Below are 15384 nucleotides of genomic sequence, written 5' to 3'. Positions count from 1 at the left end.
TGGGTTCCCATTCACTATCACATCCGCTGAACCACCACTCGTCTTCGTAAGGCCCAGCCAGTCCAACACGCTCTGCTTCTGCAAGATTGCTGGTAGCCCGGGAGCGTGGACAGGATTCTCTTTCACGGGTATCGCGGGGGTCGGGACTTCGGGAAGCTGGTTTTCTGCCGCATTCCAATCAGCACCGCTCGCTAAGTATGGGCTCCGACTTTGGGATGGTGGAACTAGGTTGCTATTCGATAATGGCACGCCCTGCGCTCAGTTCACCAGAACCATATCAAGTTGGAGTTACCTAGGTTCCGAGCAGACAAGCCAAAACGTCTACAGGCTGAGCTGGACTGCTAGCACTCCTTTAAATACTGGAGATTTCATGCTGCTCAATAATATTGCGATGGACGTGGCTGGAAGTTCTACCCGGCAAGGAAACCAATATGCAGTCTGGCAATATGAAAACAATAGATTAGTTATGCAAGTAATCGGCGTGGACATTCAAACCACGCTTTATACACCCGTGGTTTTTGCAAAACCCATCTCTTAGGTGATCTATATGACCTGGTACAAAACAGGCACAGTTGCTGTGACACCTGGCAGCAATGCCGTGCTCGGAACTGAGACGTCCTTCATCGCGAACGCTCGCGTCGGTGATGCGTTCCGCGGGCCTGATGGTGAGTGGTACGAAGTAACCAACATTGCCAGTGATACGGCGATATCCATCGCACCCAACTACCAAGGCGCGGCCGAGGCCGCTGGCGGTTACTCGCTGGCGCCAATGCAGGGCTACGTCAAAGATTCGGCTGATGCCTTGCGGGCAGCCACACAGGTGATCGTCAGTGGCGTTGCTGACATGCAGGAGCAGGTTGCGGCTGCGACCGAGGCGGCACAGTCAGCAGGACAGTCGAAGGCTGCGGCCACTGAGCAGGCGGACATCGCAACCGCTGCCGCTCAGGCTTCGAGTGACAACAAGAACGCCGCGCAACTGGCCGCTCAGCAGAGCCAGAACTCGGCCCAGGCGTCTGGTGCGGCTGCCGATCGGTCCGAGACCGCGCGTGATTCCATTGTTCAGTCGGAGCAAGCGGCGGCAGCTTCAGCGGCTGCGGCTAAAGACTCCGCAGATCGCGCTGAGGAGGTCACGGAAGGCAAGGCCTCCAGTGGCGCGAATAGCGACATCACCAGCCTTAGCGGGTTGACTACTCCGCTTTCTATTGCGCAGGGTGGTAATGGCGGCAACGCCACACCGTATATGCCAGTAGCTGACGCTAACGCGCAAATGAATAACGGAATGTACTCAACGCAGAACGCATGGACAGGTTCTCCGTTTCCTGGAACTGATAGCCGCAACTACGGCTACCTGGAGCACGTAAACTGGACTGACAACGCCCAGGTACAGTTCCAGCGGTGGAGCAGCATTAACAGCACTGTAAAAGAAATGTTTCGTCGCAAATTAGGCGGTGCATGGACCCCATGGGTGGAAATCGCTTCGGTCGGCGACGTAACGGCGCTGGCTTCTAACGTCAATCAACAAGGGGCCGCGATTGCCGATATCCAGTCCAAACAGATTATCACTAAAAAATGGACTGGTTCAGCAGTAACCGTTACTGCCGGGGCACCAATGACCATTTCCCACAATCTGGGAATCCCCGCCAAGATAATTCGGGTTACCGGGACTATCCTCACTGCAGCTGGCGGCTATAGCATCGGAGATACCATTGACTTTGGTAGTTGCCCGGTAACTCTTAACGGGTCGCTTAGCTTTAATTATACTTTCTATAATTCCGCTAATAACTCGTTAGTTGCAATTCTTGGCTCTAGTGGTATTGCGCTAAACAATAAAACTACAGGGGCGGTTACTTCTCTGGCTGCCAGTCAGGTATCCATCGTATTTGAGGTTCTAGCATGAGCGAGTTAATTGAAACATTTCAGAATGACGAAATGTTCTATTACATAAGCGCTGACGGCAGGTATCTTGGTGCAGCGAATGGTGATAACCCATACGGCGGGGAAGCTATCTACCCGCCTCCTGAATACGGCGATCAGATATGGCTATTTTCCGATTCCCCGCCGTATTGGTCTGAAAGCCCTTCCCGGCTTACCTCTATTGAGGACGCATGGCGCGAAGAGCAAATGTCCCGCGTTTCAAATCAGCTGCTCATGATGGAAGACGAAGATCCGGACGCGGAGCCGGGTACTCCACGCCAATGGCGAGACTATCGTATCGAGCTGCGCAAGTGGACCGAAACCAACCCCGACTTCCCTAATAGCAGCAAGCGCCCAGTGGCGCCGAGCTGATCACCACCCGAACACCGCCACCCGCCATGAGCGGGTATTTTTTTGCCTGGAGAAAAGCATGCCGATCACTGAAACCCGTGGGGTACGCAACCGCAACCCCGGCAACATCGACTACAACCCGGCCAATCAATGGCAAGGCCAGCTCGCGCCAGACCCTTCTATTGAGAAACGCTTCGCGCGATTCGATACACCGGAGAACGGTATCCGCGCCCTGGGCAAGCTCCTGCTGACGTACCAGCGCAAGCATGGGCTTAAGACAGTGAAGGCGATCATCAACCGTTGGGCGCCTTCGGTGGAAAACGACACTGCGGCGTACGTGCGTGCTGTTGAGGCGAGTACCGGCACCCGGCCAGGCGCCGAGGTGGACTTGGGCCAGCCGGCGGTTATGGCTGGCTTCGTCAAGGCGATCATCCACCATGAGAACGCAGGCTATGCCTACCCCGACGCCGTTCTAGCTGAAGGCGTGCGGCGGGCGCTGGCATGACTTCTGGGCAGAAGCTGGCCGCCCTGGTGGTGCTGATCCTGGTGTTGATGGTCGGGGCAGCTGGCGGCGCCTGGCAGGTTCAGGACTGGCGCATGAGCAAGAAGCTCGCCGAGCAGGCAGGCCTGCACAAGGATGATTTGGCAGCGATCAGCAATGCCGCAGCCGCCCAGTCCCGCGCCGAGCAGGACAAACGCCTGGCAACAGAGCAGAAGCTCGCCGCCTCCGACCAACAACACACCAAGGAATTATCCGATGCTCAGCGCAACCAGGCTCGCTTGCGTGACCAGCTTGCTACTGCTGATGTCCGGCTGTCAGTCCTCCTTGCCGAGGATCCAGCCGGTGGCTGCGACGTGCCTTCCACCCCCGGCGCCGTTGGCGTGGTTCATGCAGCCCGTCGAGCCCAACTTGACCCAGCGCATGCTCAACGAATTATCGCGATCACCGACGACGGGGATAACGCCGTGATCGCGCTGCGGGCCTGCCAGGCGTACGTCAGGGCTGTGGCACGCTGACACCACTGAACTACCCTTAGGTCTGGCGTTCGTATTGCGATTACCGGCCAATCAAAAAGGGAGAGCATGGATAAGCGGCTTGCAGGTCTTTCATTTCTGCTTACCCTGGGTTGGGTCACCGCTGTCGTGTTCGTCATGTGGTTTTTTAGCCGATAAGTCCGGATCTATGAGCTCTGGACCTTGGTTCCTGACGTTGCCGACGGCTTTACCAACGGGGAACCACTCAAACTGTTCGGTCGGCTGGCAGAGCTCTTTCGCGATTTCCTCCGCGCGCGCCGGCGAGAGGTCAGTATCGAGCCATTCATTGGCGTGCTCAGGGGTAAGCACCAATGGCCGGCGGTCATGTATGTCGACCATGCCCTGATCGCTGGCAGCGGTGATGATGACGAAGCCGTCATCTTCGTGCAGGTCGAGGCCTGGGTGAACCTGGGCCATGGCGCCAAAAAACATGGGCTTTCTGGTTTTCAATCTGATGAAGTAGGGCTGCTTCTTTTTCGGATCGTTTGGGTCTTTGACCCATTCGTACCAGCCTTCACTTGGTACGATTGCCCGGCCAGTCGGCCAAAGCTGTTTAAAGAACTTCCCGGTAGTCACGGTCTCGACCCGAGCGTTTATCGGATCGGGCCGCTTTCCCTTCGCCCAGAATGGCGACCATCCCCAATGCACAGCATCAACGTGCAAACCATCCTCTTTGCTGTGCAGCAGTTGCACACGCGTCGACGGCGCGACATTGAACCGGTTTATTGGCTCGGCGTCGTAGCCACTGAACAGCTCGATCTGAGGACTCAGCTCCTCGATATAGATCGCCATCCCCTCGTACTGCACGAATCGACCGCACATAGCCACACCTCCGCCCGTCGAAATCCCCTACAGAGAAATTGACCGCAAGACTAGTACAAAGTTAACTGTACATTCATACAGTATTTGCACAAGGCATTGTCATGAGCTTCAACATCCTGGGTCCAATCGCCAGCGGCGGCGTCAAACTGCCTTTCTGCTCGTTCCACGTACCGGCAGGCTTTCCGTCACCTGCGGCCGATCACATTGAGCAGCATATTTCCCTGGATGAAGTACTCAACATCAGGGCTCCGCACGTCTACCTGGTGATGATCACTGGCGAAAGCATGCAAGGCGCCGGAATATTTGAGGGTGATCTGGCAGTGGTGGACCGCTCCATTGAGCCGGCCCACGGCCATATCGTGGTGGCGTTGCTCAACAATGACCCTATGTGCAAGCGACTGTGCAAGCGTGGCAAGGAAGTGATCTTGCTATCCGAAAACCCGAAGTACCCAGCACGCTACGTGCTGGAAGGTGACGAGCTGTCTATCTGGGGTGTGATCACCAGCACCGTGCGCAGCCATGTCTAATCCCCCAATATTCGCGCTGATCGACTGCAACAGCTTCTATGCCAGTTGCGAGCGAGTGTTTCGGCCCGACCTAGCCAAGACGCCTATCGTGGTGCTCAGCAACAACGACGGCTGTGTCATCGCCCGGAGCTACGACGCGAAGCCGTTCATCAAGATGGGCGAACCGTACTTCCAGATCAAGCACAAGCTCGAGCAACACGGCATTGTCCCGTTTTCCTCAAATTACGCCCTGTACGGAGACATGAGTGAGCGGGTCATGACGCTGATCGAGAGCATGGTGCCCGCCGTAGAGATCTACAGCATCGACGAAGCCTTCGCCGACCTCACTGGGATTGGTGAACTTGACGCGCTCGGCAGGCAGATCCGTGCCCAAGTACTTCGTTGCACCGGCATTCCCGTTGGTGTCGGCATTGCCAATACGAAGACCCTGGCCAAGCTTGCGAACCATACGGCGAAACGCTTGCAGGCTCAGACCGGGGGAGTGGTAAACATCACCGACCCGGTGAAGCGTGATTGGGTTTTGCGCAACACCGATGTATCTGAGGTGTGGGGCGTGGGCCGCAAAATGAAGCTTCACCTCGACGCCCTGGGCATTAAGTCCGCAATGGACCTGGCCAAAGCCGATCCTTGGACACTCCGGAAAAAATTCAGCGTGGTGATCGAAAAGACGGCGCGGGAGCTGGCCGGCACTTCGTGTCTGGAACTTGATGAGCCCGATCCGCCGAAGCAGGAAATTTGCTGCAGCCGAATGTTTGGCATGCGCTTGACCGAGCTTGCACCTATCAAAGAGGCGGTGGCCACCTACATGATGCGAGCCTCTGAAAAGCTCCGCGCCCAGAACTCGCTCTGCAAGAAGGTCCGCGTCTGCATACGCACCGGCATGTTCAACCCGGACGAGGCGAAGTATGCGAACGGGGTGGTGGTGGATATGCCGTATCCAACCGATGACGTTCGGCTACTCACCAAAGCTGCCGTTGATGCGCTCGACCGCATATTCCGGCCAGGATTCAAGTACAGCAAAGCCGAGGTGATGCTGCTGAACCTCTGCCAGCCTGGCGAGTACACCGATGATCTGTTCGCGGTCTCGCAGCCTGCAGAAGCCACGCGAGTAATGTCGGTGCTGGATCAGATCAACGATCGTTGGGGAAGGGGAACGCTGCGGTCTGCCAGCGTGCCTACCAATCCTGATTGGGGTATGCGGCGCGAGATGATGAGCCAGAGCTACACCACAAAGCTTGACCAGCTGTGGACGATTGCCTGCAAGTAGCAATCACTCAGGCGACATCAGAACGCCCAGTGTCAGTTTGATGAACTCTTCGTTTTCGTCGATGGTGTGCAGGGCGCCCCGGATGTTCTCGGCGACTTCAGCGGAGCCGCGCTGCTCCACCCAATTTGTTAACTCCATGATGGATGCCTCAAGGGCTAGTTGATTCTCATAAAGCTTGGAGAGCAGCGAAGGTAGAAGGTCTGAATTTGGCATGCTTGTTCCTCTTTTGAGTGAACAGCTTAGCAGCCGGCGGAAGCTTGGGATTTGATGTAGGTCGGCAGGACGCCAGAGGAGGGTTATGCAGTTTCGGCATGGGGTGAAATTTGCCCGTTGGGACCAGTTTTGGGACCAACGGGTGCATTTTAGTGCGTTATGGTTGATTACTCATGACGACTTGGCCCAGTAAACACTGATCACCAGTAATCATCAGAATGCGTTTCATACCGCATGGTGATGTTAGCTGTGGAGATCAATTACTTTACCTATCAATGGGTTGCGAGCGTGACGGTAGGAGCCATCAGGCATGCGTCAACAGCGACATCAAGGCGCGAAACCCGGTCGCTGAGCAGAAAATTGGGGATGTGTGTTGGAATTTGGCGCGCATTGTCGCATATGTCAGGCGACAGTTGTATGTCGAGCGAAGGAAGGTTTCTCCAAGGTCTCCGGCATCGCCAGCCACAACAGTGCCAGGGCCAGGGCAGCCACGCCGGCCAGGGTCAGGAAGGCGGCGTTGTAGCCGGCCTGTTGCACCACGAACCCCGCCAGGCTGCTGCTCAGCGCCGCGCCCAGGCCAAAGACAGTAGAGAGGGCGCCCAGGCTGACGTTGAAGCGTCCGGTGCCTTGGGTCAGGTCCTTGACGATCACCGGGAACAGCGCGCCAAAGATCCCTGCGCCGACGCCGTCGAGCATTTGCACGGCCACCAGCCAGTAAGGGTCGCTGGACAAGGTATAGAGCACCCCGCGCAGCGGCAGGATCATGAAGCCCGCCATCAGCAGGGGCTTGCGCCCCCAGATGTCGGCTTTCAGCCCGACCAGCCATGCCATCGGCACCATCACCAACTGCGCGGCGACGATGCACGCCGAGGTCAGTGGCGTGGCCATCTGCAGGTTGATCTGCGACAGCTTCTGGCTGACCAACGGCAGCATCGCCGCATTGGCCAGGTGGAACAGGGCGCAGCAGATCGCGAACAGCAGCAGCGGGCGGTTGGCCAGCAGTAGCCGCATGCCGGAAGGTTGTTCCTGATCGCTGTGATGCGCCGGGTCGAATCCGCGTGCGACGTCATGGTCGATCGCGGAGGCCGACACGCAACTGACCGCGATGATACTGGCCGCCGCCATGAAGGCCATCAGGTAGAACACCACCACTGGCCCGAACAGGTAGGCCAGGCCACCGGCCAACAGCGCCGCCACGGCATTGCCGGCGTGGTTGAAGGTTTCGTTGCGTCCGGTGCGGCGCGTGAACGCACGCGGTCCGGTAATCCCCAGGGAGATTGCGCTGATTGCCGGTGCAAACACCGAGGCGGCGACGGCGCTGGCGGCCTGGGTCAATGCCACCAGGCTGAATGAGCTGACAAAGGGCAGCAGCAGGCAACTGCCGGTCACTACGATGGCGGCCAGCGCGATCACGGCGCGCTTGCTGCGAGTGCGGTCGATCAGTGCGCCCGCCGGGCCCTGGGTAAGCAAGGCGGCGATACCGGCCAGCGTCATGACCACGCCGATGCTGGCCGGGTCCCATTTGTGCACGGCCAGCAAATAAATGGCGAGGTAGGGGCCGAGGCCATCGCGCACATCCGCCAGGAAGAAATTCAGGCTGTCCAGGGACAGGGTAGTGCGCAAGTCGGAATGATTGGCCACGGCAAAGGCTTCGCAGGCGGCGTCCAAGGGCTGGACACGCATGCGTTAATGACCTACGCGGCCTGTGTTAAGTTTCGCCTGCCTTGTGGGGTTTTAATCCGTGAACACTTGGCTTATTTTCTCAGCCCCGCTGTATTGAATATCTGGACACGCAATGGACATGCCCTCAGCTCAACAGGCAGTTGCCAGCAACAAGGACGCCTGGGACCAATCCGCCAACCTGCACAAAACCACCGCCACCTGGAACGCGCTGCTCAACGGCGTGGGTGCGGCTGATTTTTCCTGCCTGGACCCGACCCTGACCGGCTTGCTGCAGGATGTGGGTGTGGCCGGTAAAGATGTGGTGCAACTGTGTTGCAACAATGGCCGTGAAACCCTCTCGTTGTTTGCCCTGGGCGCACGCTCGGTGGTGGGGGTGGACCAATCCCGGGCTTTTCTCCAACAGGCCCGCGAATTGGCGGCTGTCTCGCCCCACAGCCCTGAATTCATTGAAAGTGATATCCACCACCTGCCGCCGCAGTTGCATGAGCGCTTTGACATCGCGCTGGTGACCATCGGCGTGCTGGGCTGGATGCCGGACGTGGGGTTATTCATGCGCCACGTGGCCAGCACCTTGAAGCCAGGCGGTACGCTGGTGATGTATGAAACCCACCCGTTCCTGGAAGTGTTCGATCCCCGGGCGCAAAACCCATTCCTGCCGGCCAGTTCCTACTTTCGGCGCGAGCCATTCGTGCTGCAGGAGTCGATTGTCTATGAAGGCCAGGGTGAAGTGGCTGGACCGACCTCCTATTGGTACGTGCATACCTTAGGCGACATAGTCAGTGCCGCGATCGGCGCGCAGTTGCAGATCGGCCACCTGCAGGAATATCCCCATTCCAACCGCGAAGAACTGTACGACCAGTACGAGCACCAGCCTGCACAGTTGCCGATGTGCTTTACCTTGACCGTCACCAGGCGTCTTGATTGAGGGGGCTTTTCCAAAAGCAAAAACGCGCTGGTCAGGCGCGACGCACGAAAGTACGCAGGGTTTGACCTGGGCCAGTATTGAATATGATTGGCCTGGGCATGCCTTCATCTGCAGCGATAAAAACGAATTCATCCCCTTCCAGGCGATAGCTTGCGGGCAATCGCTTGCCGGCATCTTCGCCGATGGAATCGATCCAAGTGATGCTTTTAGGAAGTGTGCGGCTGTCGAGGAAAAACTGGCCAGCCAGGAGGACTTCACCATTGACCGTGAGCACTTCAAATTGGTCACCGCTGATGGTGGTCAGTGCACCGGGCGCGCTATGGGCATCGTCAACGGGGTTTGGCACGCCGTTGTCTTCAAGGGCGATTTGCTCCCAGACGCCTTGGAGCAGTTGGTAATCCGGATCGCGAGTAATCGGCATAGAGAGTCCTTTCGGGTTTATTTCGGTTTTAAGGCAATTATTCAACTGAAGTTGTCTATTCTTATGACAAGCATATTTCCAGTCGTTGATGTCTGTAGGAATATTTACGCAACGCGCGGCGAACATAGTTTAATGGGTTGGGATTTTTCATTACCCTAAGTTGTCAGATTGCCCCGAAGACTTTTACATCGGTGTCGCAGGGCGTTGCCCCTGGCCCTTCAACGGGCTTTCCAAAAATTTACGGTGATGGCCGTTTAATGTCATTTTTTAGGTGAGCTAATTTTGAATCGAAACGTCCCGCTTCATGTGACTCCTTCATCAGATGAAATTGACCTGTACGACCTCTTTCATTCGATCTGGCGGCAAAAAAGACTGGTCCTTGGGTGTGCGATCATTGCGGGGGTTTTGGGGGGAGGTTACGCGTTTTTGGCGCCCCGGACTTATGAGGTCAGCAGTGTATTGCGTCCTGCCGCGCTCAATGAGCTGGACGCGTTGAACCGTTCCGAGGTTTATAAGCTACCGCCCGCCGATGCGCTGTCAAAGGTGGGGGCGCAATTGGACTCTTACGAAACACGGCTGGAATTTTTCAAGTCGCACCAGCAATTGTTCAAGGCATTTCAGAAACCAGGCCAAAGCCTGGAGCAGTCTTTCGAAGACTTCAATCGCAACGCGGTCAACCTCATTCTGCCTGACCCCAAAAAGGCTGACTCGTTGAGCAGTTACATCCGCCTGGAGTTGCAATACCCGGTCGATGTCGATGGTGTGGCGATTCTCAACGGGTTTGTCGATTACGCTATTGGCGCCGAGCGCGAGCAAGTGGGCGCGGACCTCAAGGTGATCGTCAATAACCGCTTGAACGAGCTCAAGGGCAAGATTGATGCCGCTCGCGCCAATTATGAGAACGAGAAAGAGTCGAAGATCGCCTCACTGCTGGAAAGCGACCGGCTCAAGCGTGCCCAGTTGCAGGATGAGCTCAGTGCGCTGCGTCTGCAGATGAAGATGGAGCGCAGTGATCGGCTGGCAGAACTGACCGAGGCCATCGCCATTGCCAAGTCCTTGGGAATCAAAACCCCGACGACGCCGTCGGCAATGGCGGATGCATCACGCGGTGGGAGCGGGCAGGTCATGCGTACTGAAGTCAACAACCAGAAAATCCCGCTGTATTTCATGGGTTCCAATGCGCTTGAAGCGGAGCGCGACGCACTCCAGCGACGCACCAACGACGATTTCACCAACGCCCGCGTCGCCGAGATCGGCAAAGAATTGCAAATGTTGGAGGTGAACCGTAAGGTCGAGGTAATGCGCAGGCGCGACAATGAGGACATTTTCCTGCAGGATGTCGAGCCGCTGCGTGCCGAAGTCGCTCGGTTGCGCAACTTGAACATCGATATGAGCAACCTCAAACTGGTGACCATTGATCGTCGCGCCCAGGAGCCGCTGGCGCCGATAAAGCCGAAGAAAGCGCTGGTGGTTGCCTTGAGCCTGACTGCAGGGCTGGTGCTGGGGCTGGTCATCGCGTTGATCCGCTACGTTGTGCAGAATCGTGGACAACCGGCACCTTACTCGCCGCTGGAAGAGGGGCGTTTTTCCCGCCGAGAACGCAAGGACGATGAACCTTTGCTGTAACAGCATCGCGCCCAACGGCGGTCCATGCCCCGTGGTTGTGCGCCTTCGCAACATCCGTCAGAAGACAGCTTTTCACAATTCTTAGTTAACTTTTAGTTACAACCTGTGGCTAAATAACTGCAAAGGGCCACGCGCCGGATGGTCACTCAGCCGGTCGTGCCGATTGTGTGAATTGTGATTTCAGGTGCTGCTATCCAACCTCGGCCGTCGTGGGCACGCAGGAGCAGCCTGTTCTCTTCTGACGTGTGACGAAATCCCTTGAAACTCATCATTGTTGTTCTCTACGTTGCCTCGATTGCGTATGTACACCTGCGTGGCCGGGTGCGACACAAGCTGGGCCGCCAGCTCAGTGACCATTCCACCTTCCTGGCACCGGTCAACTGCTTTCTCTACCTCTTCTCCAAGCTGCCCAGCCGACCGTACCTGTCGCCCAGCGAATTCCCCGACCTCAGCCCGCTGCAAGAACACTGGGAAGAAATCCGCCAGGAAGGCCAGAACCTGATGCGTGCGGGCGAGATCAAACGCTCGGACCAATACAACGATGTGGGTTTCAACTCGTTCTTCAAGTCGGGCTGGAAACGCTTCTACCTGAAATGGTACGGCGACAGCCACCCGTCGGCGATGAAGCTGTGCCCGCGCACCACGGAGCTGGTGCAGGGCATCGGTTCGATCAAGGCCGCGATGTTTGCCGAGCTGCCACCGGGCTCCAAGCTGGTGCGCCACCGTGACCCGTATGCCGGTTCATACCGCTATCACCTGGGCCTGGATACCCCGAACGATCCTGGCTGCTATATCAACGTGGACGGCGAAAACTATTACTGGCGTGACGGCGAACCGGTGATGTTCGACGAGACCTACATCCACTACGCCGAGAACACCACGCAGCACAACCGCATCATCCTGTTCTGCGACATCGAGCGCCCGATGAAGTACCGCTGGGCTGCGGCCTTCAATCGCTGGTTCAGCCGTAATGTGATGGCAGCTGCCGGCTCGCCCAACGATGCCGGCGACAAGACCGGCGGGCTCAATCGTGCCTTTACCCGCCTGTACAAGATCCGCTTGCGGGGCAAGGAGCTGAAAAAGCGCAACCGCACGCGTTATTACCTGGAAAAGTGGGCGATCTTCGCCGTGTTGGCGGCCATCTTCCTGCTGATCTGACCGCTTCGGGCGCCTTCACTCCGGTGAATGGGCGCCCAGTTTTTCCCACATCTTCTTGCCGATTTTCTGTCGATTGGCATAGCCGTCCCAAGGATCAGCCTTCAGGCCGTCCAACCGCTGCTGCAGATTGGCGACTGTCCACTGCTGTGCACTGCGTAACCCCTTTAATTCATAACGACTGATCGGCACCGAGACCGGCAAGCCCGGCCGCGCCCGTACCGAATACGCGGCCACCGTGCTGGCACCCCGCGCATTACGCAAATAGTCGATGAATATCCTGCCGACCCGGTTCTTGGGGCCTGAGGTCGCGGTAAAACGCTCCGGCAATTGTGCGGTCATGAACTGGGCGATGGCCTTGGCGAAGGCCTTGACGGTGTCCCAGCTGTCTCGGCGCGCCAGTGGCACGACCAGGTGCAAGCCCTTGCCGCCGCTGGTCTTGACGAAGGCTTGCAGGCCTATTTCATCCAATACCGAGAGGGTCAATTGCGCCGCTTCGAGCATGGCTTTCCACGGCAGCGCCGGGTCCGGGTCGAGATCGAGCACAAACAAGTCAGGGGTTTCGATCTTGTCCGAGGTGGCGCCCCAGGTGTGAAACTCCACGGAGCCCATCTGCACGGCCCCGATCAACGCCTTGACGCTGTCGATTTCCATCAGGCGCGCATGCCCTGGGTCGAGGGCCTGATCCAGTTGCTTGATATTGGGAATGGCCAGGCGCTCCGAGTGTTTCTGGAAGAACTGCTCGCCGTCGATGCCTTCAGGCGCCCTGAGCAGTGAAACCGGGCGGTGGTGCAGGAAGGGCAGGATCCATCGGCTGATCCCCGCGTAGAACTGCGCCAGTTGCTGCTTCTGCGTGCCGCTTTGCGAGTCGATCACACGATCGGGGTGTGTGATGTTCACCCCTGCGCTGGGTTTTTTTGCGGGTTTCATGGATTTTGCCGTACGCGGTTGCTCATGAATGATCTGGGCTGCGGGTTTGTCGGTGCGCATCGCCACGAACGCCGCCTGGCGCACCACGCCTTCGCGGGTCCATTCGGCAAATTGCACCTCGCCGACCAAGGTCGGCTCCACCCAGTGCACACCGCGGGCCTGGGCGCTGGTCAATGGTTTTTCCAGGGGCGATGCCTTGCGCTCCAGCGGCGTGAGTTGCGCATAGATGGCTTTCAGCGCCGCTTGATCAAAGCCTGTGCCCACACGCCCGGCATACACCAGCCCTGTCTTGTCGTTCACCGCCAGTAATAGCGCCCCGAAACCACTGCGCGAACCCTGCGGCCGCGTGTAGCCGACGATCACGAACTCCTGGCGCAGGCGGCATTTGAGCTTGATCCAATCGGCGCTGCGACTGGACACGTAAGGGCTGCCCAGGCGCTTGCCAATCACGCCTTCCAGGGATAGGTCACAGGCACTTTCAAAAATATCGCGATGGTGGGCGGTGAACGCTTCCGAGAACCGCAATAGCTTGCTTCTGCTGCCCGCCAACGCTGCCTTGAGTGCCGCACGGCGATCTTCGACCGGTGCCTGGCGCTGATCCTGGCCATTGAGGAAGGGCGCATCGAACAGGTAATAGACAATGTCCAGGCTGCGGCCGATATCAAAAGCATTTTGCAGCGCCTGGAAGTCCGGCAGGCCGTCGCCGTTGAGGCTGACCACCTCGCCGTCGAGCCAACTGTCCTTGAGCTTCAGGGCTTGCAGGGCCTTGGCCTGGCGCGGCAGGCGTTCGGTCCAGTCATGGCCGTTGCGGGTGAACAGGCGCACGTCGCCATCGCGTATGCGTGCGAGCATGCGGTAGCCGTCGAACTTGATCTCGTAGTGCCAGTCGCCTTCGGGGGCGCGGTCCACCAGCGTGGCCAATTGCGGTGCGAATTGCTCAGGGAGGGCGGACGTCGCGGCTTTTTTGGGCTTGGCCTTGGTTTTCGCCGGGGGCTTGGCTTTGGGCGCGCCGACCGACGCGTTGCTGACCACGCTGTTCGGCTGAGCCTGGACGATATCGTAGTCGTCGGCCGGGCGTGCCTGCGGGTCTTTCTCCTTGATCAGCAGCCACTGCTCCTTGTCGGCGCTGCCTTTAAGGCGGGTGCGCACCAGTGTCCAGTCGCCGGAAAGTTTCTCACCGACCAAGGTGAATTTGAGTTTTCCAGCGGCGTAGGCCTTGCGCGGGTCGTCATGGGGTTGCCATACGCCACGGTCCCACACGATGACATCGCCCGCGCCATATTGGCCGGCCGGAATACTGCCTTCGAAGCTGCCGTAGCTGAGGGGGTGATCCTCCACGTGTACGGCCAGGCGCTTCTGCGACGGGTCCAGGCTCGGGCCTTTGGGCACCGCCCAACTGAGCAACACGCCATCGAGTTCCAGGCGAAAGTCATAGTGCAGGTTGCGCGCGTCATGTTTCTGGATCACGAAGGACAGCGCCGATGCTTTGCGCTTGGCGGCGGGCGCACTGCCTGCCGGCTCGCCGGTAACGCCGAAGTCGCGCTTGCGGTTGTACTCGCTAAGGGGCTTTGGCATGACTTAAGAGGCCTTGGTGGATTTTTTCGCCGCGGGCTTCTTGGCGGGTTTGCCGGCCAGGCTGCGCTTAAGCAGTTCCGTCAGGTCGATCACGTCGGCGGACTTGCGCTCTTCAGTGTCTTTGCTGGTTTCCACGTCTTCGATCTTGCCGGCCTTGGCCTTCTTGGCCACCAGCGCCATGATTTTTTCCTGGAAGCTGTCGCGGTAATCATCGGGCTGCCAATCGGCGCTCATGTCTTCCACCAGACGCTTGGCCATGTCCAACTCACCCTTGGCCAGGGTGGGTTTGGTCACGTCGCTGCCCAGTTCCAGTTCATCCAGGCTGCGCACTTCGGCGGGCCAACGCAGCATCACCAGTACCAACGCCGAGTCCAGGGGCATCAAGGCCGCCAAGTGCTGCTTGGTGTGCAGCACCACGTTGGCCAGCGCAACCTTGCCGGTTTTTTTAAGGGTTTCCCTTAGCAAGGCATAGACCTTGCCCCCACGCTTGTCCGGGGCGAGAAAGTAGGGGGTGTCGATATTCTGCAATGGGATCTGGTCGCTGGCGACAAACGCGATGATCTCGATGGTCTGGGTCGACTTGGGGTGGGCTGAGCGGATTTCTTCTTCGCTGAGCACCACATAGCGACCTTTCTCGAAAGCCACGCCCTTGACGATGTTTTCTTTGGTGACTTCCTTGCCGGTGGTCTTGTTGATGCGCTTGTAGCCCACCGGGTCCATGCTGCGCTTGTCCAGCCAGTCGAAGTCTACGCCCTGTGATGACGTGGCCGAGACCAGCGACACCGGGATATGCACCAGGCCAAAACTGATGGCGCCTTTCCAGATTGACCGTGGCATATGTGCGATTCCTTAAGTAGAGGCTGTGTTCTGGTGACTCGGACGCTGCGTGAAAAGTTTCCCCAGGCAGATGCGCGGACAGATCGTGTTACACCTGATGAGA

General features: G+C 58.1%; 16 protein-coding genes. 10 read left to right on the top strand and 6 right to left on the bottom strand.

The genetic code is table 11. The annotated features are described in order from the left end of the window. Window positions 1-370 precede the first annotated feature (370 nt). The 5 genes from CWC48_RS30655 to CWC48_RS26540 are packed head-to-tail and all read left to right on the top strand — an operon-like array spanning window position 371 to window position 3282. Entirely contained in the window at window positions 371-538 is a 168-nt protein-coding gene (locus tag CWC48_RS30655) for a hypothetical protein (RefSeq protein ID WP_256581762.1), read from the top strand. 9 nt (window positions 539-547) lie between these two features. Beyond that, a complete protein-coding gene (locus tag CWC48_RS30650) occupies window positions 548-1897 on the top strand; it encodes a hypothetical protein (RefSeq protein WP_256581761.1) in 1350 nt (449 codons plus the stop codon). Then, window positions 1894-2286 (top strand): hypothetical protein, encoded by a 393-nt coding sequence (locus CWC48_RS26550; RefSeq protein ID WP_100490750.1) that lies wholly within the window; start codon window positions 1894-1896, stop codon window positions 2284-2286. Before CWC48_RS30650 ends, CWC48_RS26550 begins: the two co-directional genes overlap by 4 nt. Window positions 2287-2344: 58 nt before the next feature. Further along, entirely contained in the window at window positions 2345-2770 is a 426-nt protein-coding gene (locus tag CWC48_RS26545; RefSeq protein WP_100490748.1) for a structural protein, read from the top strand. Next, window positions 2767-3282, top strand: a complete 516-nt coding sequence (locus CWC48_RS26540) for a lysis system i-spanin subunit Rz (RefSeq protein ID WP_100490746.1) — start codon at window positions 2767-2769, stop codon at window positions 3280-3282. The genes CWC48_RS26545 and CWC48_RS26540 overlap by 4 nt, the downstream gene beginning before the upstream one ends. A 90-nt stretch (window positions 3283-3372) precedes the next feature. On the opposite strand, the gene CWC48_RS26535 is transcribed toward CWC48_RS26540, so the two are convergent. Then, window positions 3373-4122 (bottom strand): SOS response-associated peptidase family protein, encoded by a 750-nt coding sequence (locus tag CWC48_RS26535; protein ID WP_100490744.1) that lies wholly within the window; start codon window positions 4120-4122, stop codon window positions 3373-3375. Window positions 4123-4223: 101 nt separating this feature from the next. Between CWC48_RS26535 and CWC48_RS26530 the strand changes: the two genes are divergently transcribed. Both CWC48_RS26530 and umuC read left to right on the top strand, forming a co-directional pair. After that, the gene (locus tag CWC48_RS26530; protein ID WP_100490742.1) at window positions 4224-4649 is read left to right on the top strand and encodes a LexA family transcriptional regulator; all 426 of its coding nucleotides are present in this window, start codon (window positions 4224-4226) and stop codon (window positions 4647-4649) included. Beyond that, window positions 4642-5916, top strand: coding sequence for a translesion error-prone DNA polymerase V subunit UmuC (gene umuC / locus CWC48_RS26525; protein WP_100490740.1), 1275 nt, complete (start codon window positions 4642-4644; stop codon window positions 5914-5916). The genes CWC48_RS26530 and umuC overlap by 8 nt, the downstream gene beginning before the upstream one ends. 3 nt (window positions 5917-5919) lie before the next feature. Here umuC and CWC48_RS26520 read toward each other — a convergent pair whose 3' ends face one another. Both CWC48_RS26520 and CWC48_RS26515 read right to left on the bottom strand, forming a co-directional pair. Then, the gene (locus CWC48_RS26520) at window positions 5920-6129 is read right to left on the bottom strand and encodes a hypothetical protein (protein ID WP_078048366.1); all 210 of its coding nucleotides are present in this window, start codon (window positions 6127-6129) and stop codon (window positions 5920-5922) included. Between the two features lie 402 nt (window positions 6130-6531). Continuing rightward, window positions 6532-7770, bottom strand: a complete 1239-nt coding sequence (locus CWC48_RS26515; RefSeq protein ID WP_099491278.1) for an MFS transporter — start codon at window positions 7768-7770, stop codon at window positions 6532-6534. A gap of 154 nt (window positions 7771-7924) precedes the next feature. Here CWC48_RS26515 and CWC48_RS26510 point away from each other — a divergent pair, with 154 nt between their 5' ends. Next, complete coding sequence (locus tag CWC48_RS26510; protein WP_100490738.1) at window positions 7925-8737, top strand: bifunctional 2-polyprenyl-6-hydroxyphenol methylase/3-demethylubiquinol 3-O-methyltransferase UbiG; 813 nt, start codon at window positions 7925-7927, stop codon at window positions 8735-8737. 31 nt (window positions 8738-8768) lie between these two features. On the opposite strand, the gene CWC48_RS26505 is transcribed toward CWC48_RS26510, so the two are convergent. Continuing rightward, window positions 8769-9158 carry a TIGR03067 domain-containing protein gene (locus CWC48_RS26505; protein ID WP_078048368.1) on the bottom strand — a complete coding sequence of 130 codons (390 nt, stop codon included), beginning with the start codon at window positions 9156-9158 and terminating at the stop codon, window positions 8769-8771. Between the two features lie 282 nt (window positions 9159-9440). Between CWC48_RS26505 and CWC48_RS26500 the strand changes: the two genes are divergently transcribed. Together CWC48_RS26500 and lpxO are read left to right on the top strand one after the other, a co-directional pair. Then, entirely contained in the window at window positions 9441-10784 is a 1344-nt protein-coding gene (locus CWC48_RS26500) for an LPS O-antigen chain length determinant protein WzzB (RefSeq protein WP_100490736.1), read from the top strand. A gap of 258 nt (window positions 10785-11042) precedes the next feature. Further along, the gene (gene lpxO, locus CWC48_RS26495; protein ID WP_078048370.1) at window positions 11043-11942 is read left to right on the top strand and encodes a lipid A hydroxylase LpxO; all 900 of its coding nucleotides are present in this window, start codon (window positions 11043-11045) and stop codon (window positions 11940-11942) included. A 15-nt stretch (window positions 11943-11957) separates the two neighbouring features. On the opposite strand, the gene ligD is transcribed toward lpxO, so the two are convergent. Both ligD and CWC48_RS26485 read right to left on the bottom strand, forming a co-directional pair. Further along, entirely contained in the window at window positions 11958-14444 is a 2487-nt protein-coding gene (gene ligD / locus CWC48_RS26490; RefSeq protein WP_100490734.1) for a DNA ligase D, read from the bottom strand. A 3-nt stretch (window positions 14445-14447) separates the two neighbouring features. Then, on the bottom strand, window positions 14448-15281 hold the full coding sequence (locus CWC48_RS26485; protein ID WP_099491154.1) for a Ku protein: 834 nt from the start codon (window positions 15279-15281) through the stop codon (window positions 14448-14450). Window positions 15282-15384 lie beyond the last annotated feature (103 nt).

Origin of the sequence: Pseudomonas sp. S10E 269 (assembly GCF_002798465.1) — a bacterium.
GTDB classification, from domain to species: domain Bacteria; phylum Pseudomonadota; class Gammaproteobacteria; order Pseudomonadales; family Pseudomonadaceae; genus Aquipseudomonas; species Aquipseudomonas pergaminensis.
Note: the sequence above shows the minus strand (reverse complement) of the source record. Positions and strands in the feature narration are given on the sequence as shown.